The 21,538-nt window shown below is 73.2% G+C and carries 15 protein-coding genes and 1 pseudogene; 11 read left to right on the top strand and 5 right to left on the bottom strand.

What is annotated here, in order from left to right; translation table 11 throughout:
* The first annotated feature begins 180 nt into the window (after positions 1 to 180).
* From hutU to ELR47_RS11505, 6 genes and pseudogenes are all read left to right on the top strand, one after another.
* Entirely contained in the window at positions 181 to 1,887 is a 1,707-nt protein-coding gene (hutU, locus tag ELR47_RS11480) for a urocanate hydratase (protein WP_130650020.1), read from the top strand.
* Between the two features lie 26 nt (positions 1,888 to 1,913).
* Entirely contained in the window at positions 1,914 to 3,074 is a 1,161-nt protein-coding gene (locus tag ELR47_RS11485; protein WP_130651354.1) for an allantoate amidohydrolase, read from the top strand.
* Complete coding sequence (locus ELR47_RS11490; RefSeq protein ID WP_188584417.1) at positions 3,071 to 4,441, top strand: formimidoylglutamate deiminase; 1,371 nt, start codon at positions 3,071 to 3,073, stop codon at positions 4,439 to 4,441. Before ELR47_RS11485 ends, ELR47_RS11490 begins: the two co-directional genes overlap by 4 nt.
* Positions 4,442 to 4,445: 4 nt before the next feature.
* Entirely contained in the window at positions 4,446 to 5,612 is a 1,167-nt protein-coding gene (hutI, locus tag ELR47_RS11495) for an imidazolonepropionase (protein ID WP_130650022.1), read from the top strand.
* 94 nt (positions 5,613 to 5,706) lie between these two features.
* On the top strand, positions 5,707 to 6,078 hold the full coding sequence (locus tag ELR47_RS11500; protein WP_205745216.1) for a GNAT family N-acetyltransferase: 372 nt from the start codon (positions 5,707 to 5,709) through the stop codon (positions 6,076 to 6,078).
* Positions 6,079 to 6,310: 232 nt separating this feature from the next.
* A pseudogene (locus ELR47_RS11505) lies at positions 6,311 to 6,616 on the top strand (DUF1801 domain-containing protein); the annotation flags it as partial.
* Between the two features lie 166 nt (positions 6,617 to 6,782).
* Here ELR47_RS11505 and ELR47_RS11510 read toward each other — a convergent pair.
* Complete coding sequence (locus ELR47_RS11510; protein ID WP_130650024.1) at positions 6,783 to 8,456, bottom strand: FAD-dependent oxidoreductase; 1,674 nt, start codon at positions 8,454 to 8,456, stop codon at positions 6,783 to 6,785.
* 278 nt (positions 8,457 to 8,734) lie between these two features.
* Between ELR47_RS11510 and ELR47_RS11515 the strand changes: the two genes are divergently transcribed.
* The gene (locus tag ELR47_RS11515) at positions 8,735 to 10,072 is read left to right on the top strand and encodes an alpha-amylase family protein (protein WP_130650025.1); all 1,338 of its coding nucleotides are present in this window, start codon (positions 8,735 to 8,737) and stop codon (positions 10,070 to 10,072) included.
* A 37-nt stretch (positions 10,073 to 10,109) separates the two neighbouring features.
* On the opposite strand, the gene ELR47_RS11520 is transcribed toward ELR47_RS11515, so the two are convergent.
* Positions 10,110 to 12,200 (bottom strand): putative bifunctional diguanylate cyclase/phosphodiesterase, encoded by a 2,091-nt coding sequence (locus ELR47_RS11520; RefSeq protein ID WP_130650026.1) that lies wholly within the window; start codon positions 12,198 to 12,200, stop codon positions 10,110 to 10,112.
* Between the two features lie 308 nt (positions 12,201 to 12,508).
* Positions 12,509 to 13,060 (bottom strand): hypothetical protein, encoded by a 552-nt coding sequence (locus ELR47_RS11525; protein ID WP_130649213.1) that lies wholly within the window; start codon positions 13,058 to 13,060, stop codon positions 12,509 to 12,511.
* Positions 13,061 to 13,522: 462 nt separating this feature from the next.
* Between ELR47_RS11525 and ELR47_RS19140 the strand changes: the two genes are divergently transcribed.
* Together ELR47_RS19140 and gdhA are read left to right on the top strand one after the other, a co-directional pair.
* Positions 13,523 to 14,542, top strand: coding sequence for a patatin-like phospholipase family protein (locus tag ELR47_RS19140; RefSeq protein WP_130650027.1), 1,020 nt, complete (start codon positions 13,523 to 13,525; stop codon positions 14,540 to 14,542).
* Positions 14,543 to 14,641: 99 nt separating this feature from the next.
* Positions 14,642 to 15,988 (top strand): NADP-specific glutamate dehydrogenase, encoded by a 1,347-nt coding sequence (gene gdhA, locus ELR47_RS11535; protein ID WP_130650028.1) that lies wholly within the window; start codon positions 14,642 to 14,644, stop codon positions 15,986 to 15,988.
* A 21-nt stretch (positions 15,989 to 16,009) separates the two neighbouring features.
* On the opposite strand, the gene ELR47_RS11540 is transcribed toward gdhA, so the two are convergent.
* Positions 16,010 to 16,663 carry a YdeI/OmpD-associated family protein gene (locus ELR47_RS11540; protein WP_205745218.1) on the bottom strand — a complete coding sequence of 218 codons (654 nt, stop codon included), beginning with the start codon at positions 16,661 to 16,663 and terminating at the stop codon, positions 16,010 to 16,012.
* Positions 16,664 to 16,876: 213 nt separating this feature from the next.
* On the opposite strand from ELR47_RS11540, the gene ELR47_RS11545 reads away from it, so the two are divergent.
* Positions 16,877 to 17,281, top strand: coding sequence for a hypothetical protein (locus ELR47_RS11545; RefSeq protein ID WP_130650030.1), 405 nt, complete (start codon positions 16,877 to 16,879; stop codon positions 17,279 to 17,281).
* Positions 17,282 to 17,434: 153 nt separating this feature from the next.
* Here ELR47_RS11545 and ELR47_RS11550 read toward each other — a convergent pair whose 3' ends face one another.
* Positions 17,435 to 20,116 carry a cation-translocating P-type ATPase gene (locus ELR47_RS11550; RefSeq protein ID WP_130650031.1) on the bottom strand — a complete coding sequence of 894 codons (2,682 nt, stop codon included), beginning with the start codon at positions 20,114 to 20,116 and terminating at the stop codon, positions 17,435 to 17,437.
* 307 nt (positions 20,117 to 20,423) lie between these two features.
* Here ELR47_RS11550 and ELR47_RS11555 point away from each other — a divergent pair, with 307 nt between their 5' ends.
* Complete coding sequence (locus tag ELR47_RS11555) at positions 20,424 to 21,536, top strand: DNA glycosylase AlkZ-like family protein (protein WP_130650032.1); 1,113 nt, start codon at positions 20,424 to 20,426, stop codon at positions 21,534 to 21,536.
* Positions 21,537 to 21,538: the final 2 nt, after the last annotated feature.

A 21,538-nucleotide genomic window follows, 5' to 3' on the forward strand; every position in this document is an offset into this window, starting at 1 on the left:
GTTGTCGGCGTGCGATGGCGGCGATGTGCAGATCTCGTGCAGGTGTGGATGGCGTCGCTCGTGACCACCGCGCCTGTCTCGGGTCCCAGACGGACCGGTAGGTCGTCGGGTACCGGCGCGCGCCCCGACGTGGTCGGATGTCGCCGAGCCCCGATCCCGCCCGCGAGAAGGTTCCGACGCATGCCGACGACGTCCGGTCCCCGTCCTGTCCGTGCCGCCCGAGGCAGCATCCCGACGGCCCGGTCGTGGCCGCAGGAGGCCGCGCTCCGGATGCTGTCCAACAACCTCGACCCCGAGGTGGCCGAGCATCCCGACGAACTGGTGGTCTACGGCGGTACCGGCAAGGCCGCCCGCGACTGGGCCAGCTTCGACGCGATCCAGCGCACGCTGACCGACCTGCGCGACGACGAGACGCTGCTGGTCCAGTCCGGCAAGCCGGTCGGCGTGATGCGCACCTCCGAGTGGGCCCCGCGGGTGCTGATCGCCAACAGCAACCTCGTGCCCGACTGGGCGAACTGGGACGAGTTCCGTCGGCTCGACGCGCTCGGGCTGACGATGTACGGCCAGATGACGGCCGGCTCGTGGATCTACATCGGTACCCAGGGGATCCTCCAGGGCACCTACGAGACCTTCGCCGCGGTGGCCGAGAAGCGCTTCGGCGGGACGCTCGGCGGGACCCTGACGCTGACGGCCGGGCTCGGCGGCATGGGCGGCGCGCAGCCACTGGCGGTCACCCTCAACGGCGGCGTCGCCCTGGTGGTCGAGTGCGACCCGTCGCGTATCGAGCGGCGGCTGCAGACCCGCTACCTCGACGAGCGGGCCGACGACCTCGACGACGCGCTGCGCCGGGCCGAGGTGGCGGTGCGGGACCGTCGGGCGGTCTCGATCGGGTTGCTCGGCAACGCCGCCGACGTGGTGCCCGAGCTGTTGCGCCGCGGCGCACCGGTCGACATCGTGACCGACCAGACCTCCGCGCACGACCCGCTGGCCTACCTCCCCGCCGACGTCGCGTTCGACGACTGGAAGCCCGAACGCGAGGCCGACCCGGTCGGGTTCACCAAGCGGGCGCAGGCCTCGATGGCCACCCACGTCGAGGCGATGGTCGGGTTCGCCGACGCCGGTGCCGAGGTGTTCGACTACGGCAACGCGCTGCGCGGCGAGGCCCGGGCCGGCGGCTACGGGCGCGCGTTCGACTACCCCGGGTTCGTCCCGGCCTACATCCGGCCGCTGTTCTGCGAGGGCAAGGGCCCGTTCCGGTGGGTGGCGCTCTCGGGTGACCCGGAGGACATCCACGCCACCGACGAGGCGGTCCTCGAGCTGTTCCCCGACGACGACAAGCTCGGCCGGTGGATCCGCGCGGCGCAGGACCGGGTCGCCTTCCAGGGGCTGCCGTCGCGCATCTGCTGGCTCGGCCAGGGTGAACGCAGCCTGGCGGGCGAACGGTTCAACGAGATGGTCGCCGGCGGGGAGGTCGAGGCGCCGATCGTCATCGGCCGGGACCATCTGGACTGCGGCTCGGTCGCCTCTCCGCAGCGCGAGACCGAGGGCATGCTCGACGGCTCGGACGCGATCGCGGACTGGCCGCTGCTCAACGCGATGGTCAACGTCGCCTCGGGCGCCACGTGGGTGTCGATCCACCACGGGGGTGGGGTCGGCATGGGCCGCTCGATCCACGCCGGGCAGGTCACCGTCGCCGACGGGACCGACCTGGCCGCCGCCAAGCTCGAGCGCGTGCTGACCAACGACCCCGGCATGGGCGTGATCCGCCACGTCGACGCCGGCTACGACCGCGCCGTCGAGGTGGCCGAACAGCGGGGCGTGCGCGTGCCGATGCGCGAGGATGGGCCGCCTGGGAGCGAGCCCAACACGGAGGGCGGAGCATCGTGACGCGACGCGAGCGCACGTTCGAGTCGATGTGGGCGCAGCTGGCCGACATCGGCCGCGAGCCGGCGGGCGGCTACCGCCGCTTCGTGTGGTCCGCCGCCGACCTCACGCTGCGCGAGTGGTTCGTCGGCGAGGCCAACGCCCGCGGTCTGGGCGTCCACGAGGACCGCGCGGGCAACCTGTGGGCCTGGTGGGGGGACCCGAGCGCCGGCAACGCGGTGGTGACGGGCAGCCACCTCGACTCGGTGCCCTCCGGCGGTGCGTTCGACGGGCCGCTCGGGGTCGTGTCCGCCTTCCTCGCCGTGGACCGGCTGCTCGAGCGCGGGACGATGCCGGACCGGCCGGTGGCGGTGGTCGCGTTCTCCGACGAGGAGGGCGGCCGCTACGGCATCGCCTGCGGCGGATCACGGATCCTGTCCGGGCTGTTGCCGGGCGGCCGGGCGCTGTCGCTCAAGGACGACGACGGGGTGCCGCAGTCGGACGCGCTGGTGGCCGCGGGCCGCTCGCTCGACGACTTCGGTGCCGACCCGGAGGTGCTCGGCAGGATCGGGACGTTCGTCGAACTGCACGTCGAGCAGGGCCGGCGGCTGGTCGAGCTCGACGCGCCGGTCGGGGTGGCCTCGGCGATCCGCGGGCACGGCCGCTGGCGGTTCGACTTCGACGGCCGCCCCGACCACGCCGGCACGACCCGGCTCGAGGACCGCGCCGACCCGATGCTCGCGCAGGCCCGGCTGGTGCTGGCCGCCCGGGAGGCGGCGGAGCGGCACGGGTGCGTCGCCACGGTGGGCAAGGTGCTGGTCGACCCGAACGCGGTCAACGCGATCCCCTCGCGGGTGCGGGCGTGGCTCGACGTACGCGGCGACGACGACGAGCTCGTGCACACGGTCGTCGAGGAACTGTCGCTGGCGGTGGCGGTCGAGGCCGTCGAGGAGTCATGGACGCCCCGGGTCGACTTCGAGGTCGGCCTGCGCGACCGGCTCGCCGCCGGGTTGGGCGGCGTGCCGGTGCTGCCGACCGGCGCCGGGCACGACGCGGGCATCCTCGCCTCGGTGGGGATCGACGCGGCGATGCTGTTTGTGCGCAATCCCACCGGCGTGTCCCACGCCCCCGACGAGTTCGCCGAGACCGCCGACTGCCTCGCCGGCGTCGACGCGCTCACCACCGTGCTGGGAGACCTCGCGTGGACGTGAGCCGGTGGGTGTGCGAACTGGCCGTGCTGCCGTCCGGCGAGGTGGCACGCGAGGTGGTCGTCGAGGTCGCCGACGGCCGCTTCACGCGCGTCCAGCCCGGCGGTGAGGTGCCGGTCGGCGCTCGTCGTCTGCGGGGGCTGGTGCTGCCGGGGATGGCGGACGCGCACAGTCATGCGTTCCACCGGGCGCTGCGGGGACGCACGCACGCCGGGCGTGGATCGTTCTGGACCTGGCGCGAGCAGATGTACGGCCTGGCCGGCCGCCTCACGACGGAGACCTACCTGCCGCTGGCGCGGGCCGCCTTCGCCGAAGGCGTGCTGGCCGGGTTCACGTCGGTGGGCGAGTTCGCCTACCTGCACCACGCGCCCGACGGCACGCGGTACGCCGACCCGAACGAACTCGGTCACGTGCTGGTGCAGGCCGCACGGGAGGCCGGGGTGCGGATCGGACTGCTCGACACCTGCTACCTCACCGGCGGGGTGGAGCCGGGTGGGCACGGCGGCACACCCGTGCCGTTGGCGGGTGCGCAGGCCCGGTTCGGCGACGGCACGGCGGACGCGTGGGCGCAGCGGGTGTCGGCGCTGGCGTCGGCGTACGCCGACGCCGACGACGTGGTGGTCGGCGCGGCGATCCACTCGGTTCGGGCGGTCCCGGCCGACGCGCTGGCCGTCGTGGCCGGGTGGGCCGAGGACGCCGGTGCGCCGCTGCACGCCCACGTCTCCGAGCAGCCGGCGGAGAACGAGGCCTGCCACGCCATCCACGGCACCACCCCGACACAGTTGCTCTACGACCACGGCGTGCTCTCGGAGCAGTTCACCGCCGTCCACGCCACGCACGTGACGCCGGAGGACCGGGCGGTGCTCGGCGAGGCGCGTGCCTACGTCTGCTTCTGCCCCACGACCGAACGCGACCTGGCGGACGGGATCGGGCCGGTGCGCGAACTGCTCGACGCCGGCGCCCGGCTGACGTTCGGCTCCGACAGCCGCGCGGTCGTCGACCCGTTCGAGGAGGCCCGCGCCGTCGAACTGCACGCCCGGCTGTCGACGCTGCAGCGCGGCGTGCTGGGTAGCGAGGAGCTGCTGGCGGGCCTGACCGTCGACGGTCACGCATCGTTGGGGTTCGTCGACGCCGGCCGTCTCGAGGCCGGGGCCCGTGCGGACCTGGTGGCGCTGTCGCTCGGGTCGGTGCGCACCGCCGGCGCTCCCGCGGACGCGCCCGTCGACACGGCGCTGTTCGCCGCGTCCGCCGCCGACGTGACCGACGTGGTCGTCGACGGCCGCGAGGTGGTCGTCGACGGCCGGCACGTCCTGGGCGACGTCGCCGCGATGCTGACCGAGGCGATCGCGACCGCCCACCAGGAGGCCTGAGACCGTGGCGAGCGTGCTGTACGACAACATCGGTGAGCTGGTCACCAACGACCCGACGCACGGCGGCGCTTCGTTGCTCGGACTGCGCCGCGACGCTGCCGTGGTGGTCGAGGACGGCGTGGTCGCCTGGGTCGGTGCCGCTGGCGGAGCGTCACCGGCCGACGAGCGGGTCGATCTGCTGGGCCGGTGCGTGCTGCCGGCGTTCGTGGACGGCCACACCCACCTGGTGTTCGACGGCGACCGGGCGCAGGAGTTCGCCGCCCGCATGGCCGGCGAGCCGTACGCCGCCGGCGGGATCCGCACCACGGTCGCGGCGACCCGTGCCGCTTCCGCGGAAGCGCTGCTGGCGTCGGCGACGACGCGGCTGGACGAGGCCCGCCGGCAGGGCACCGGCCTGGTCGAGGTCAAGTCCGGTTACGGGCTCGACGTCGAGACCGAGGTCAAGATGCTGCAGGTCGCCCGGCAGCTGACCGACGAGACCACGTTCCTCGGTGCGCACGTGGTGCCGGCCGAGTGGCAGCACGACCCGGACGGCTACGTCGGGTTGGTGTGCGGCGAGATGCTCGACGCGTGCGCGCCGCTGGTGAGGTGGATCGACGTCTTCGTCGAGGACGGCGCGTTCGGGGCCGAGGCGGCCCGCGCGATCCTGCGCGCCGGGCAGGCCGCGGGCCTGGGCCTGCGCGTCCACGCCAACCAGCTGCGGCCCGGCCCGGGCGTGCGGTTGGCGTGCGAGCTCGGCGCGGCCAGTGCCGACCACTGCACGCACCTGACCGACGCGGACGTGCAGGCGCTGGCGGACAGCGGCACGGTGGCGACGCTGGTACCGGGGGCGGACTTCTCCACCCGCTCGCCGGTGTACCCCGACGGACGCAAGCTCTGGGACGCCGGGGCGACGGTGGCGCTGGCGACGGACTGCAACCCCGGGACGAGCTACACGACCTCGATGCCGTTCGTGATCGCGCTGGCCGTGCGCGAGTGCCACCTGACGCCGAGCGAAGCCGTCTGGGCCGCCACCGCCGGCGCCGCCCGCTCGCTGCGCCGTGACGACGTCGGCCGCGTCGCCGTCGGTGACGCGGCGGCACTCACCGTGGTCGACGCCCCGACCCACCTCCACCTCGCCTACCGCCCCGCCGTCCCCCTCACGAGGGTCCTGGCGGCGACCACGCCGTAGTCTCCGCCCGGGGTGCGACCCGGCGACGCGCTCCACCAGCGGCCGGTGACACGAGAGACGGCCGGTCAGGAGACCGCCCGTGTGGCGAGGACGTGTGACGAACGAGGAACTCAACGCCCTGCATGCCGAGGGTCTCGACCACCCCTGCCTCGACGACGACTGGGTGACCCGGCTCGAGCGTCACAGCCTCGGCTGGGTCGTCGCCCGGGACGACGACGGCCAGCTCGTCGGGTTCGTGAACGTGGCGTGGGACGGGGGCGTGCACGCCTTCGTGCTCGACACCCTCGTCGCCGCATCGCACCGGCACCGTGGCATCGGGCAGGCACTCGTGCGGCGAGCCGTCGACGGTGCCAGGGAGGCCGGCTGCGCCTGGTTGCACGTCGACTGGGACGGCGGTCTCGACCGGTTCTACCTCGACCGCTGCGGGTTCGTCCCCACCGCCGCCGGCTTGCACCGGCTGCGCTGAGCACCGCCGCGGTGAGCGCACGGGTGACCCGGTCCCCGCCGCCCTCCTCGAACCGTTGCTGCGCGCCGGCTCTCGGCATTCGCTGCCCGGTCGGGGCCCGCGCGTAGACGCCGGGGCGGTCACGTGGTTCCGCGAGCTGGACGCGACGACGACCGGCGGCGGTCCCCACGTCGCGGGTCCCGGCCTAGCGTGAGGACACCGCACCCACCGACCGATCCTGGAGCAGCAGCCGATGAGCACCAAGGCCGACGGCGACCGCGCCGTGGCCGAGCGCATCCACGTGCTGGTGACGACCAACGCCCCGGAACTGGCACCCAAGCTGTGGTACGGCCAGCCCGCCTACGCCCGCAAGGGCAAGGTCGTGTGCTTCCTCCGCAGCGGGCAGGACGACCAGGAGCGCTATTCGACGTTCGGCTTCACGCCGGAGGCGAACCTCGACGACGAACGCGGTCTGTGGCCGACCTCGTACGCCGTCATCGAGCTCACCGACGACGCGGAGCAGGTGATCGCCGAGCTGGTGCAGCAGGCGGTGCGCTGACGCACACCCGCCCGTCCTTGGTCACCTGCCACGTGAACGGGTCGTCCTCCAGCCCCACGAGGCCTCCGGTATCCGGGCGGTGCGCTCACCGCGAGCCAGGCAGCAGCGCACGCTCGGCGCGACCCGGCAGCGCAGACCGGGTCGCGCCGAGGCAGGCGCTGCTCGGCTACGCCGTCGCCGGCGCCGTCGTCCGGCTGGACAGATGCCGGACGGCGAGCGAGCCGAACGTCACCGCCGAGCCGATGGTCGCGCCCGGGCCGGGATAGACCTTGCCGAAGGCGTTGGCGGCCACGTTGCCGGTCGCGTAGAGCCCGTCGATCGCGGTGCCGTCGGCGCGCAGCACGCGGGCGTGCTCGTCGGCCCGCAGACCGCCGCAGGTCCCGAGGTCCCCGGGCACCACCTTGACGGCGTAGAACGGACCGTGCTCGATCGGGGCCAGGCACGGGTTCGGGCTCACGGTCGGGTCGCCGTAGTAGCGGTCGTAGGCGCTCTTGCCCTTGCCGAAGTCCTCGTCGTGTCCGTGCCGCGCGAGCAGGTTGAACCGCTCGATGGTGGCCTCGAGGCGCTGCGGCGGCAGTCCGACCGCGGCGGCGAGGGTCTCGACGCTGTCCGCCCGGTGCACCACGCCCGCGTCGTACCACGCCTTGGGCAGCGGCTGCCGCGGCAGGATCCCGCCGCCGAACGCGTAGCGGTTGCGGTAGCGCTGGTCGAAGACGAGCCAGGCCGGCACGTGCGGGTCGTCGTCGCGGTGCGCACCCAGGATCTCCTGGCCCGCCTCCATGTAGGACATCGCCTCGTTGAAGAAACGTTCCCCGGCGGCGTTGACGATGATCGAGCCGGGCAGGGACCGCTCGGCGAGCAGCGGCGCCGGCATCCTCCCCGGCGTCGGGATGCACGGGAACCACCACGCCTGGTCCATCAGGTCGAGGTCGGCGCCGATCCGGTCCGCCAGCCGGATCACGTCGCCGGTGTTGTCCCGGTGCGCCGAGCTCCACTCGGTGTCGAGCACCGGTGACTGGTACTCGTGGCGCATCTGCTGGTTGCGTTCGAACCCGCCGGCGGCCAGCACGACACCGGCCGCGGCGCGCACCTCGGTGGCCTCGCCGTCGAGCTCGACGACGACACCGACCACCCGGCCGTCCTCGATCAGCAGGTCGCGCAGGGGCGCGGAGGTCCGCAGCGTCACCCCCGCGGCGTGCAGTCCCAGACGCAGGCCGGCGATCAGCGCCTGTCCCCCGGCGATCCACTCGTGGCCGGCGGCCTTGCCACCCAGCCCCTTCGCCAGTGCCGACGCGCCGGCCCACACGCCCCTGGGCTTGCGGGCTGCCAGGTTCATCCACTTGTAGGCCGACGAGGTGACCGGCATCGGGAAGGGCGCTTCGAGGGCCGGCGGGTTCAGCCGGTCACGGTCCGACCCCAGCCGGGTGGCATCGAACGGGGCCGGCTCGATGGAGCGGCCGATCGCCGAGCCACCCGGCAGCTCCGGGTAGTAGTCGGCGTACTCGCGCATGTGGGTGAACGCGAGCGGCGTGGCCCGCCGGAGCAGGTCGGTTGCCTCGGGCGCGTGGTCGACGAACGCCGCGAGGCGGGCCTCGGGCACGTCGTCGCCGACGGTGTGCCGCAGGTAGGTCAACACCCGCTCGCGGGTGTCGGTCAGCCCACGCTCGGCCAACACGCTGTTGCGGGGCAGCCACATCCCGCCGCCCGACAGCGCCGTCGAGCCGCCGTAGTGCGGTGACTTCTCGAACAGGACCGTGCGCATGCCCGCACGGGCGCCGGCGAGCGCGGCGGCCATGCCACCACCTCCGGAGCCGATCACGACCAGGTCCACGTTGCGCATCGAGTTCTTCCTCGTTCGTCGCATCCGGCGCAGTCTCCCACGTCGCGACACGCGTCCTTCAGGGGCGAAGGTCACCGTCGGGCCGGCCTGACGGCCGCGACGGGCCCAGCTCGCGTTCGCGGTGGATCGCCAGCCGCGCCCACGGTCGTACGGTCCGGTCGCGACCATGGTGCGGCGGTGACCGGGTTGGCAGCCTCGCATCGCGCACCGCACCGCGACACCCCCACGCCGCGGACCCACGACGCACCCCGGGGACGCCACACGACGAGAGGCACGGCATGAGCTCGTGGTCCGACCACGCCATCTGGTGGCACGTCTACCCGCTCGGGTTCACCGGGGCGGAACGCGAGGCGCTCCCGGCGGACGCGTCGCCGCTCCCCCGCCTGCGCAACCTCGAGCCGTGGCTCGACTACCTGCTGGAACTGGGTGCGAACGGGCTGGCCCTCGGTCCCGTCTTCGCCTCCGAGACCCACGGCTACGACACGGTCGACCACTTCCGGATCGACCCACGCCTGGGTACCGAGGACGACTTCGTCCGGCTGGTGGAGCGCTGTCGGAGCCGCGGCATCCGGATCCTGCTCGATGGCGTGTTCAACCACGTCGGGCGCGGCTTCGGGCCGTTCCGGGACGTGCTCGCGCACGGTCGCGACTCCCGCCACGCCGACTGGTTCCGCATCCACTGGGACCGCCCCGGCCGTGACGGAGCACCGTTCGACCACGACGACTTCGAGGGACACCACCATCTCGTCGCCCTCGACCACCGCAACCCCGAGGTGGTCGACCACGTCACCGACGTCATGCGGCACTGGCTCGCGCTCGGTGCCGACGGCTGGCGCCTCGACGCGGCCTACGCCGTGCCGCCCGCGTTCTGGGCCGAGACCATCGGGCGTGTCCGCGCACACCATCCCGAGGCCTGGTTCGTCGGCGAGGTGATCCACGGCCCCTACGAGCCCTGGGTGACCGGGGGCCGGCTCGATTCGGTGACGCAGTACGAGCTGTGGAAGGCCGTCTGGAGTGCCCTCAACGACCGCAACTTCTGGGAGCTCGGCGCGGCGCTGCAGCGCCACGACGGGTTCACGTCCACCTTCCGGCCACTGACGTTCCTGGGCAACCACGACGTCACCCGCATCGCGAGCCAGCTCGACGACGAACGCCACCTCGGGCACGCCCAGGCGGTGCAGTTCACCGTGGCCGGCGTGCCGAGCGTCTACGCCGGTGACGAACAGGCGTTCACCGGCGTCAAGCAGCAGACGGCGACCGGTGACGACGCGGTCCGCCCGCCGTTCCCCGAGCGCCCGGACGAACTCGCGCCGTTCGGCTGGCCGGTCTTCCAGCGCCACCAGGCGCTGATCGCCCTGCGGCGACGACATCCGTGGCTGGTCCGGGCACGCACCCGTGTGGTGACCCAGGCCAACGAACAGCTGGCGTACGTCTCGGAGGCGGACGGATCCCGTGTGGTGACCCTCCTCAACGTCGCGGACCGGGGCCATCGGTTCGACGACGCACGCCGCGAACTCGGCGAACTGCACCTGGCGGTCTCCGGTCACGGCGACGCCCCGGATCCGTGGGACGTCCCCGCGCACTCCTGGGCCGTGCTCGTCGAGGCGACCGGTTGACGACCCGGCTCGTGGGTGCCGAGGGCCTCCGGCAGCGTCAGACGGTGCCGGCCCAGGCGAGGGCGTCGTCGGCCGGTCCTGGTCGGGCGATGTGGTGGCCCTGGACGTAGTCACAACCGAGATCGGACAGCAGCGCCCGTTGCCGCGCCGTCTCGACCCCCTCGGCGAGGCTCGCGATGCCGAGCGCCGGCGTGAGCTCGACGATGGAACGCACGATCGCCTCCGTCACCGGGTCGTCGAGTCCGGCGACGATGTGCCGGTCGAGCTTGAGGACGTCCAGCGGCAGTTCCCGCAACCAGGACAGGGCCGTCCCGCCGGCACCGAAGTCGTCCAGGGCCACCCCGAATCCGCGGTCGTGCAGCTGTTGCAGGTGGTCGCCCACCACCCCCACCTCTCCGTCGAGGTCGCGCTCGCTGACCTCCAGCACGATCGAGGAGGGGTCGAGCCGGTGGCTGCGGGTGAGGCCGAGCACCTCGTCGCTGAGGCCGGGGTCGTGCAGTTGCGCCGTCGCCAGGTTGATGAACACCCGCGGCGGATCGGCGAGCGCGGTCCGCCAGGTGGCGGCCTGACCGACGGCCTCCTCGAGGACCCACGAAGCGAGCCCTGGCAGCAACCCCGACTGCTCGACGATCGGCAGGAACTCACCGGGACGCAGCAGGCCGCGACGGGGATGGTCCCACCGCAGCAGCGCCTCGACCCCGACCAGCGAACCTCCGCGGGTCGCGGTGATCGGTTGCCAGTGCAGGCAGAGACGGTCCTGCGCGAGCGCCTGCTCGAAGTCGTGCGCGAGATGGAGGCGGTGCAACAGCTGCTCGCGCAATGCCGGGTCGAACACCTCGACGCGGTTACGACCGCGACGTTTCGCCTCGTAGAGGGCCGTGTCCGCCTGGGTGAGCAGCGCGGCGGGGTCCGTGCCGTCCGTGGTGGTGGTGACCCCGACCGACAGGGTGATGCGGGTCCGCAAGGTGCCGGTCAGGGCGTAGGACCCGGCCGCCTCGGCCACGAGGCGCTGCGCAACGGTCAACGCGTCGGACGGAGCCGTGAGGTCCTCGGCGAGCACCACGAACTCGTCACCGCCGAGGCGCGCCAGGACGTCGCTGGGTCGTAGCGCCTCGGCCAGGTGCGCGGTCACGTCGGTCAGCAGGCGGTCCCCGGCGGCGTGGCCGAGGCTGTCGTTGACCGTCTTGAAGTGATCCAGATCGATCAGCAGCACGGCGACGGGACGCCCCGAACGTTTCGCCCGCGTCAGTGCCCGGCGCACGGCGTCGAGGAACGCCCGCCGGTTGAGCAGACCGGTCAGCGGGTCGCGCAGTGCGGTGGCCTCGAGGCGCTGCTCCACCTCGCGTTTCTCGGTGACGTCACGGACGTTGAGCACCACCCCACCGATCGCGGGGGTGCCGCGGTGATTGGTCGCCCGCACCTGCACCCAGCGCCGGCGGCCGTCGGGCAGGCGTACTCGCAGCTGGGCCTCGAGGGTCTCGCCGGCCTCGGCCTGCAGGGTCTGTGCCACCAACCCGAGTGCCACCTGCCGGTCGGGCGGATCCGCGAGCTCTCCCCAACGGGGCAGGTCCCGCGACCCCGACCGTGGACCGAGCATGCGTTCCGCGGCGGGCGAGACATAGGTCACGCGCCGGTCTGCGGTGACGATCAGGATCGGGTCGCTGGCGTGTTCGACCAACGCGCGGAAGCGCGCCTCCTCGGCCTCGAGGTGGTGGCGGGCGCGGACCGTGTCGGTGACGTCGTCGACGATGTGCAGGATCAGCGCCACCTCGCCGTGCTCGTCGAGCACCGGCACGTTCACCGGGCTCCAGTACCGCTCGACGAACACCTCGCCGTCGCCGGTGGTGATGTCGTAGCGCTGCAGGGGCATGGCGTCCGGACGCCGCGTGGCGAGCACCCGTCGGAGCGACGCCGAGAGGTTGCCCACACCGGTGGCGTCGTCGTCCTGGGGGTTGTCGGGAAAGGCGTCGAACACATGCCGGCCGAGCACGTCCTCGCGTCGTCGCCCGGTCACCGCCTCACGCGTGCGGTTGGCCTCCACGATCACCAGCTCGCGGTCCAGGACCAGGCATGCCGTCGGCAGGGCATCGAAGAGTGCCGCGAAGTCGACCGTCTCCGTCGCCCGCACGCTGTTTCCTCATCCATGAGTCGTCGAGCGGCGACGGTACGTCGCGCTGCCCGTCGACGGCGGACGCGGCGCTGTACCGACGCTCACGGGCGGCTGCTTGCCGCCGTCGACCGGCCATGCTGCGTCGCGTCGGATGGTGGCGGGTCGTCGGTGGTGCAGGCAGCGAGGGCCGGTGGCGGATGCCACCGGCCCTCGTGCGACCCCACCCCTGCGGAGCTTGCCGATCTGGGGAGCTTGCCGATCTTGGGAGTTGCCGATCTGAGGAGCTTGCCGATCCGTCGTGTGCGGAGACGTCAGGTGGTGCGGTGTCAGGCGAAGGCGACCGCGTCGCGGCGCAGCTTGAGCACGACCAGTCCGAGCCCGACCAGGGTCAGCCCGACCACGAACGCGAAGGCCGAGAAGGCGTAGGACAGGATTCCCAGGGCCAGCACGCTGGTCAGGCTGGTCGCGGTGATCCAGGACATCCGGGCCTCGTTTGGCACCATGACCGGCTCGCCGGCCTCGTCGAGCACGACCTCACCGGTGGCCTCGTCGATCTGGGGGACGACCCGTTCCATCTCGGCGTAGCGCAGCCCGTCGGTGCCCGCGAGCTGGTGGGAGGTGATGATGTCGGACTGGACCCACATCGAGATCGGGCCACGCACGTCGATGCCGGGGATGACCGCGTCGTCGGGGGTGACGATGTTCTCCACCGCGGCGGTCTGGTAGGTGTAGATCGCCCCGCCGATGCCGCCCAGCGCGGAGAACGCGCCGACCACGATCGCGCCGATCGCGACGATGGTGAACAGCAGGTTCGGGCGCAGCTTCAGCTCGACCTGTGGGGCGGTGCCGGTACGGGGTTCGGTGACCTGGGTGCTCATCGTGGGCCTCTTTCGGTGGCCGTGGCACCGTTTCTGGTGGGGTGCCGTTGACAGCAAGTGTCGACCACCCCCGGGTGTGCCGCTCCAGGCACACGACCCGTGCCTGCCCGCCGCAGGTCCCGACCTGACCGGGACCCTCGACCCGACCCACCGACCGTGCGCCGGTGAACGCCGGCGTGACGGCGCCGGTCCGCACCCGAAGCGGGCCGGCGTCGCTGTTGGGTCCGGCAGCCAGTTGACGTGGCCGCCTCTGCGTCTTCGCCCGGCCCGACGGGAAGCCCGGTCCGGACCGACGGCGCGACGAGCGGCCGACCAGGACACCGTGCATTCGGCCGTCCGGGCGCTTCCGAGCGATCGTCGCCCGTTGCGACCGCGCGCGCGAACGCCCTGCATCGCGATCGTTGCCCCGCGCCTCTTGTCGGCGGAAGGTCGATCAGCGAGGACACGGCAGTGGGGAGAACCATGGGACTGGACGCGGATCTCGTGCTCGAGGGCGGCGGCGTGAAGGGGATAGCCCTGGTCGGGGCGTTGTCGGTGCTCGAGGAGCGCGGCTACCGCTTCCACCGCGTGGCGGGTACCTCTGCCGGGGCGATCGTCGGCTCGCTCGTGGCCGCCGGCATCCCGGCGCCGCGCATGCAGCAGATCATGACCGAGCTCGACTACCGGCGGTTCAAGGACGGCGGGCTGCTGACGCGGCTGGGATTGCCGGGCCAGCTGCTGACGCTGGTCGCCACCAGCGGCATCTACCGCGGTGAGTACCTGCTCGGTTGGTTGCGTGAGCTGCTCGACGAACAGGGCGTGAGGACCTTCGCCGACCTGCGGGACGAGGACGGAGGGAGCTCGCTGCCCGGCGACGCGGACTACCGGCTGGTGGTCATGGCGTCCGACATCTCCCAGGGGTGTCTGCGTCGGCTTCCCTGGGACTACCGCCGCTACGGCTGCGAACCCGACGAGGTCGAGGTCGTCGAGGCGGTCCGCGCGTCGATGTCGATCCCGTACTTCTTCCGCAGCGTGAAGCTGCGCGACCGGATCGAGGACGCCAACTGCTGGCTGGTCGACGGCGGCATGCTGTCCAACTTCCCGGTCGACGTCTTCGACCGACGCGACGGCCGGACCCCGCGGTGGCCGACGTTCGGCATCAAGCTGTCCGCCCAGGCCGACGCGGCGCAGGGCATCCGCCACCGCGTCCGGGGCGTCGCCACGATGAGTACGGCGATGCTCGGCACGCTGACCAGCTTCTACGACCGCATCCACCTCGAGCAGGACGCCGTCCGGGCGCGCACGATCTTCATCGACACCTTGAAGGTGCGTGCCACCGACTTCGACCTCGACCGCGCGACCCAGCAGCAGCTGTACGACAACGGCCGTCGTGCGGCGGAGAAGTTCCTCGACGGGGCCGACGGCGAGCCCGGCTGGGACTTCGACGCCTACCTCGAGCGCTTCCGCCGGCCGACGACCGCGGCCGAGGAGGTCCCGGCCTGACGGATCGGCAGCGTCACGTCGCTGGGCGAGGGTCCAGGACCATCCCGACGACGGGCTACCTTGCGCGGCTCTCCGTGTTGGGCGGGGGCGAGCAGGGACATGCCGATGCTGGACGAGAAGGTCGAGCCGTTCTACGACGAGGTGATCCGACGCAACGCGGGTGAGGTGGAGTTCCACCAGGCCGTCCGCGAGGTGCTCGAGTCGCTCGGGCCCGTGCTGGCCAAGCACCCGGAGTTCGCCGACGCGAAGATCATCGAGCGCGTCTGCGAGCCGGAGCGCCAGATCATCTTCCGGGTGCCGTGGCAGGACGATGCCGGCGAGGTGCAGATCAACCGCGGCTTCCGGGTCGAGTTCAACAGCGCACTCGGCCCGTACAAGGGCGGCCTGCGTTTCCACCCGTCGGTCTACCTCGGGATCGTCAAGTTCCTCGGTTTCGAGCAGATCTTCAAGAACGCGCTCACCGGGATGCCGATCGGCGGCGGCAAGGGCGGCTCCGACTTCGATCCCAAGGGCCGCTCCGATGACGAGGTCATGCGCTTCTGCCAGAGCTTCATGACCGAGCTGTACCGCCACATCGGTGAGTACACCGACGTCCCGGCCGGTGACATCGGTGTCGGCCAACGCGAGATCGGTTACCTGTTCGGCCAGTACAAGCGGATCACCAACCGCTACGAGTCGGGCGTGCTGACCGGTAAGGGCACCGCCTGGGGTGGTGCGCTGGTGCGCACCGAGGCGACCGGCTACGGCACCGTCTTCTTCGCCAACGAGATGCTCAAGGTTCGCGGCGAGAGTCTCGACGACAAGACCTGCCTGGTGTCGGGCTCGGGCAACGTGGCCCTGCACGCGATCGAGAAGGCCCAGCAGCTCGGCGGTCGGGTCGTCGCCTGCTCCGACTCCGATGCGGTCCTGCACGACCCCGACGGGATCGACCTCGACCTGCTCCGGCAGGTCAAGGAGGTCGAGCGGGGTCGCGTGCGCGACTACGTCGAGCGACGCTCGTCGGCCCGGCTGCTGCCGGGCGGCACGATCTGGGAGCTCGCCGCCGACGTCGCCCTGCCGTGCGCGACACAGAACGAGTTGACCGGCAAGGACGCCGCGTCCCTGATCGTCAACGGCTGCACCATCGTGGCCGAGGGCGCGAACATGCCCTGCACCCCAGAGGCGGTGCGGGCCTTCACCGAGGCCGGTGTCGCGTTCGGGCCGGGCAAGGCCGCCAACGCCGGCGGGGTGGCCACCTCGGCACTCGAGATGCAGCAGAACGCCTCCCGCGACAGCTGGACCTTCTCCTACACCGAGGAGCGCCTGGCGACGATCATGGCCGACATCCACCAGACCGTGTACGCGACGGCCGAGGAGTACGGCCAGCCGGGCAACTACGCCGCCGGCGCCAACATCGCCGGCTTCCTGCGCGTCGCCGGGGCGATGGTCGCGCTGGGCCTGATCTGACGGCTCGTCGCGGCGGGGGTTTCAGCCCTGCGCGCGGCGACCCGCCCCCGCGTCCTCGACGATCCGGGCCACCCGCCGGGCGCGGGTCTGCGGCTTCGCGGCGGTGACGAGCCACCACAGCATCCGCTTGCGCGCCGAGGGTGGGAATCCGTCCCAGGCGACGCGGGCCACCGGCTGTGCGTCGAGCGCCGCCCCGAGGTCGGCGGGCTCGATCAGGTCCTCGACCGGGTCCATGCGGGTCCACCACCCGTTGGCCCGGGCGACCTCCACGGCGCGACGGCCGGCGTCGGTCATCCGTCCGATCGCCTCCTGTTCGGCGACGCGACGACGGTTGAGGCGGGTCCAGCCGCTGCGCGGCCGGCGCGGCGTCATCAACTGCAGCCGCCGCTGATCGTCCAGGCTCGCCGCGGTCGAGTCGATCCAGCCGAAGCAGATCGCCTCCTCGACGGCCGCCGGGTAGGGCAGCGCCGGCCGCCCGGTCGCTGGCTTCCAGGTGCACAACCACACACCCCGCTCGCGCGCGTGGTTCTCCGCGAGCCAGGCCCGCCAGTCCTCGCGGCACTCGACGTGGAAGATCGGGTAGTCGAACCGCCAGGTCGGCGGATGCACCGACGCGCTCGGCGGCACCCGACCGGTCGACGTCGCTCCCGCACCCACGCCGGAGTCGGTGGGCACGGCGGCGGTCGCGCTCGTCGGCCGGTCGTGGTCCATCGTGTTCGCCGCCCTCGTGGTCGCTCATGGGGCACGCAACCACGGGATGCGGTCAGCGACGGTCCGCGTGACCGCACGGGAGACGTGCCCAGCGACCGTCGGGGTTCGGGACCTTGTCCCCTACGGCCGGCACGTGACGGGCCGGCATGGTGGGGCGACCGCCTGAGGGGAGAGCTCATGAAGCGGCCACTGACCGCCCGCGAGATCGACGACGCGGTCCGATTCCTGCGCAACCGACTGCGCACCCGCGTGACCGCCTGGGGGGAGTTGGCGGTCGACATCGCCAACGTGCCGGCGGCGGAACGTACCGCCCGCCTCCAGCGCCTCGACCGGGAACTGCAGCAGCACCTGCTGCCGCACCTCGAGCTCGAGGAGACCCTGTTCGACGACGAGCCCGAGCCGATGATCGCGCTCGAGCACCGCGCGATCCGCCGGGCGGTGACGCGGCTGCACCACGTCGCCACGGCCGGTGAGGTGCACCCGTACCTCGTGCAGTCCACCGTCGCCGCGCTGCACGTCGTGGTCGAGGACCACCTGCGCCGCGACGAGCTCATCGTCCTGCCCGAACTCGTCGGCACCTGACCGCGGCACCGCCGTCGACCTCCGGGTCGGTGGCGACGACCGGCACCTGCGCCGGTGCCCGCCGAACCGAACGCCCGGGGCACCGACGGTGGGCTGGGAACCGGTGCCGGCACCGGTTCCCAGCCACGCCACGCCACGACGACGCACGCCGCATCATCGGCGGTGCAGCAGCTTGCGCACCTCCTCGACGATCACCACCGTGGTGGCCACCGCGGCGGCCACCGCCCACGCGCGCGCCGTCAGCGGCACCGTCCCGACGAACTGGCCGACGACCGGCACCTGGACGGCGAGGACCTGCAGCGCCAGGACCACGGCCAGTGCGACCCACAGGTGCCGGTTGCGCAGGGTGTGGCGCGAGAAGACGGTGGTCCGCTCGGCGCGGGCGTTGAGGGCGTTGCCGAACTGGAACAGCACGAAGGTGGTGAAGGCCAGCGTGCCCGCGACCGCCTCGTCGCCCGAGGTCCGCAGGGTCCAGCCGAACACACCGAGCGTGCCGGCGGCCATGACGCCGCCGCTGAGCAGCAACCGGCCGAGCCGCTGCCGGTCGAGGATCTGTGTCCGACGGTCCCGGGGCGGCCGCCGCATGGTGTCGGGATGCGCCGGGTCGACGCCCAGCGCCAGGGCCGGCGGGCCGTCCATGATCAGGTTCACCCACAGCAGTTGCACGGCCGTGAAGACCGTCGGCAGCCCGGCGAGGCGTCCGACGAGGATCGTGAGGATCGCGCCGATGTTGGTCGCGAGCTGGAACCGCACGAACGCGACGATGTTGTCGTAGATGGCCCGGCCACGCTCGACCGCGGCGACGATGGTGGTGAAGTCGTCGTCGGCGAGGACCACGTCGGCGGCCTGCTTGGTGACCTCGGTGCCGGCGATGCCCATCGCGACGCCGATGTCGGCCCGCTCGAGCGCCGGCGCGTCGTTCACGCCGTCGCCGGTCATGGCCGTGACGTGGCCGCGCTGCTGCAGGGCCCGCACGATGCGGACCTTGTGCTCGGGAGCGACCCGGGCGCACACCCCGATGTCCTCGACGCTGGCCTCGAGCTCGTCGTCGTCCATCCGGTCGAGCTCGACGCCGGTCACCGTGCGGCCGGGGATGCCGAGCTCGGCGGCGATGGCGGTCGCGGTCGCGGGGTGGTCCCCGGTGATCATCTTCACCGCGATACCGGCGCGCTGGGCGGTCGCGACCGCCTCGGCCACACCGGGACGCGGCGGGTCGACGATGCCGACGAGGGAGGCGAACACCAGCTCCTCGACCAGCGCCTCGACGTCGGCGTCCGCGTCGAGGGGGACGTCGAGGTGGCGGCTGGCGACCGCGAGGGTGCGCATCCCGCGACCGGCGAGCTCGTCGGTCGCCGCGAGGATCCGTTCGCGCCAGGCGGCGTCGAGCGACACGATCCCGTTCGGGCCGACCACGGCCCCGCACCGCGGCAGCACCACGTCGGGCGCGCCCTTGACGTGCAGCAGGCCGCCGTCCCCGGCGTCGTCGGCGTGGAGGGTCGCCATGTACTTGCGGGCGGCGTCGAAGGGCAGCTCCGCCACGCGGGGACGCGACCGCAGGACGGCGAGGTCCGCGCCGGCCCGCTCCGCCAGCACCAGCAGGGCCACCTCGGTCGGGTCACCGACGACGACGCCGCCGCGGACGTCGGCGTCGTTGGCCCGCACCATCGCGTCGAAGCCCACCGTCGCGCCACCGGCGGGCAGCCCCACGAGCCGTCCCCCGCCCGCGACCCCGTCACCCTCGACCGCGAAGCGTTCACCCGCGTGCCACAGCACGCGTGCGGTCATCTGGTTGCGGGTCAGGGTGCCGGTCTTGTCGGTGCAGACCACGGTCGCCGACCCGAGCGTCTCGACCGACGACAGCCGCCGGACGATCGCCCGCCGGCGCGCCATGCCGGCGGTGCCGACCGCGAGCGTGACCGTCACGACCGCCGGCAGCCCTTCGGGCACGGCGGCGATGGCCAGCGCGATGGCGTCCATGGCGGCGGCGCCGGGGGCCTCGCCGCGGGCCAGCGACAGCAGCAGCACCGCCACGACGGCGACGCCGGCAATAACGGCCAGCCGCCGGCCGAGCGCCTCGATCTGCTCCTGCAGCGGCGTCGGGCGCGGTGCGGCCTCGGCCAGCAGGCGGGCCACCTGCCCGACGCGGGTCGCCATGCCGGTGGCGGTCACCAGCAGCTCCGCCCGGCCGCGCACCACCGTGGTGTTCGTCCACAGCATGCTGTCGCGGTCGGCGACCGGCGCGTCGGCGTCGACCGGCGCGACGGCCTTGTCGGCGGCGACCGCCTCACCCGTCAGCGACGACTCGTCGGCGGCGAGTCCGGTGGCGTGCCACAGCCGACCGTCGGCGGGCACGCGGTCCCCCGCGTCGAGCAGCACAAGGTCGCCGGGCACGACCTCGGTGCCGTCGACCTCCAGCAGCCGTCCGTCGCGGCGGACGCGGGCCCGCGTGGTGAGCATCGCCGACAGCGCGTCCATGCTGCGCTGGGCACGGCCCTCCTGGACGTAGCCGAGCGTCGCGTTGAGGAGCAGGACGACCCCGACGACGATCGCGTCCTTGGTCTCCCCGACCAGCGCCGCGAGCCCGGCGGCGACCACGAGGATCAGGATCAGCAGGCTGCGGAACTGGGCGGCGAAGCGGGCCAGTCGCGACGGGCGCGGCGGGGCGGCGAGACGGTTCGGCCCACTGGCGACGAGCCGCCGGCCGGCCTCGTCGTCGGACAGGCCGGTGGTGGGGTCCACGCCGAGCGCACGGGCGACGTCGGCCGCGGCGCGCGCGTGCGGCTCGGGGGCCCCGGTGACGGACGGAGAGACGGGCGGGGAGACGGGCGAGGTCATCGTGGAGGCCTTCGGCAGGTGCGGACGCGCAGCGGATGCCGAAGGTCTCCCCCACCCGGTCGAGCCGGGCGCGACACCGGGCCCGTGTGGGCCGTCCTGACGATGCCGACGAGGTCGGGGTACTCCCCTTCTCCACCGACCGTACGCCCACCGGGTCACGGTTGTCGCGCCGCCCGGGCAGCCCGCGCACGCTCCCCGGCCCCTCGTTCATTGCCCCCGTCGGGTAGCACCACCGTCGACCGTGCCGTCCCGTCACGCACCTCGATGCGGACCGCCACGGACCGTATCGAGGTGGTAGGACGTCGTCATGGACGTCTCCCGTGCGCGCGTGCTGCGATTCCGGGCCACCCAGCAGGGGCTGGCCGGGGACGGTGCCGGCGTGGGGTCGGAGCCGGGCGACCACGCCGGCGCCGACGCCGCGGTGCTCGACCTCGGCGTGCAGGACACCGGCGGGCCGGGTGCCGCACGCTGGGCACTGTCGCTGCGCGGCTCGGCGGTCGACGACGACGCGCTCGTACTGGCCTGGACGCTCCGAGGCGCGCCGCACGCCTACCGTCGCGGGGAGGTCGCCACGGTCGCCGCGGCCACGGCCCCCTACGACGAGGCCGACGCCCGCAAGCGGATCTTCGACGCTGCTCGGCCGCTGCGCCAGGCCGGCATCCCCGTGCTCGACGCGCTGCGGACGGTCGCCGGGCACCTGCGCGACATCGTCGACGAACCCCGTGCGAAGGGCGAGGTCTCCGCCGAACTCACCCGCCGCCTGCCTGCGCCCTACCTTCGGACGTGCCGGCCGTGCCAGGCGGTGCACATTCACGAGCAGCCGTTCCGGCTCGCGGCGTTGCCGGCCGGGCTCGAACTGGAGCCCGGCACGTCCCCGCCGGTGCTGCGCCGGCTCGAGGGCTGGGAGGGTCCGGCCAGCGAGGTCCCGGGGCGGCTGGACCCGATCCGTGCCGCGGTCCACCTGCTCGGACCCACCACAGCGCAACTCGTGGCCAGCTACCTCGACGCGCCCGTGCGCACCGTGAAGGCACACTGGCCACCGGACACCCTGCCGGTCACCGTCGACGGTGAGCGGCGGGAGATCCTGGAGGCCGACCGGAACCTGCTCGCCGACCCGCCCGGCGACGACACCGTCCGCCTGCTCGGCGCGTTCGACCCGTGGCTGCAGGCGCGCGATCGCGAGCTGCTCGTCCCGGACGCCGCAGCCCGAAGGGACCTGTGGCGGGTGCTCGGCCGCCCGGGCGCCCTGCTGATCGGCGCCGAGGCCGTCGGCAGCTGGCGTCCGCGGTCGAGCGGCGCGACGCTGCGGTTGCAGGTGGTGCGGTGGGACGGTGGCGGGCGGCCGGTCGGGCTCGACGCGGCCGCCGAGGCGCTGGCGGCGCACCGCGGCCAGCGCTTCGGAGGCTATGTCGAGACGTGACC

Source organism: Egicoccus halophilus (genome assembly GCF_004300825.1).
GTDB lineage: Bacteria > Actinomycetota > Nitriliruptoria > Nitriliruptorales > Nitriliruptoraceae > Egicoccus > Egicoccus halophilus.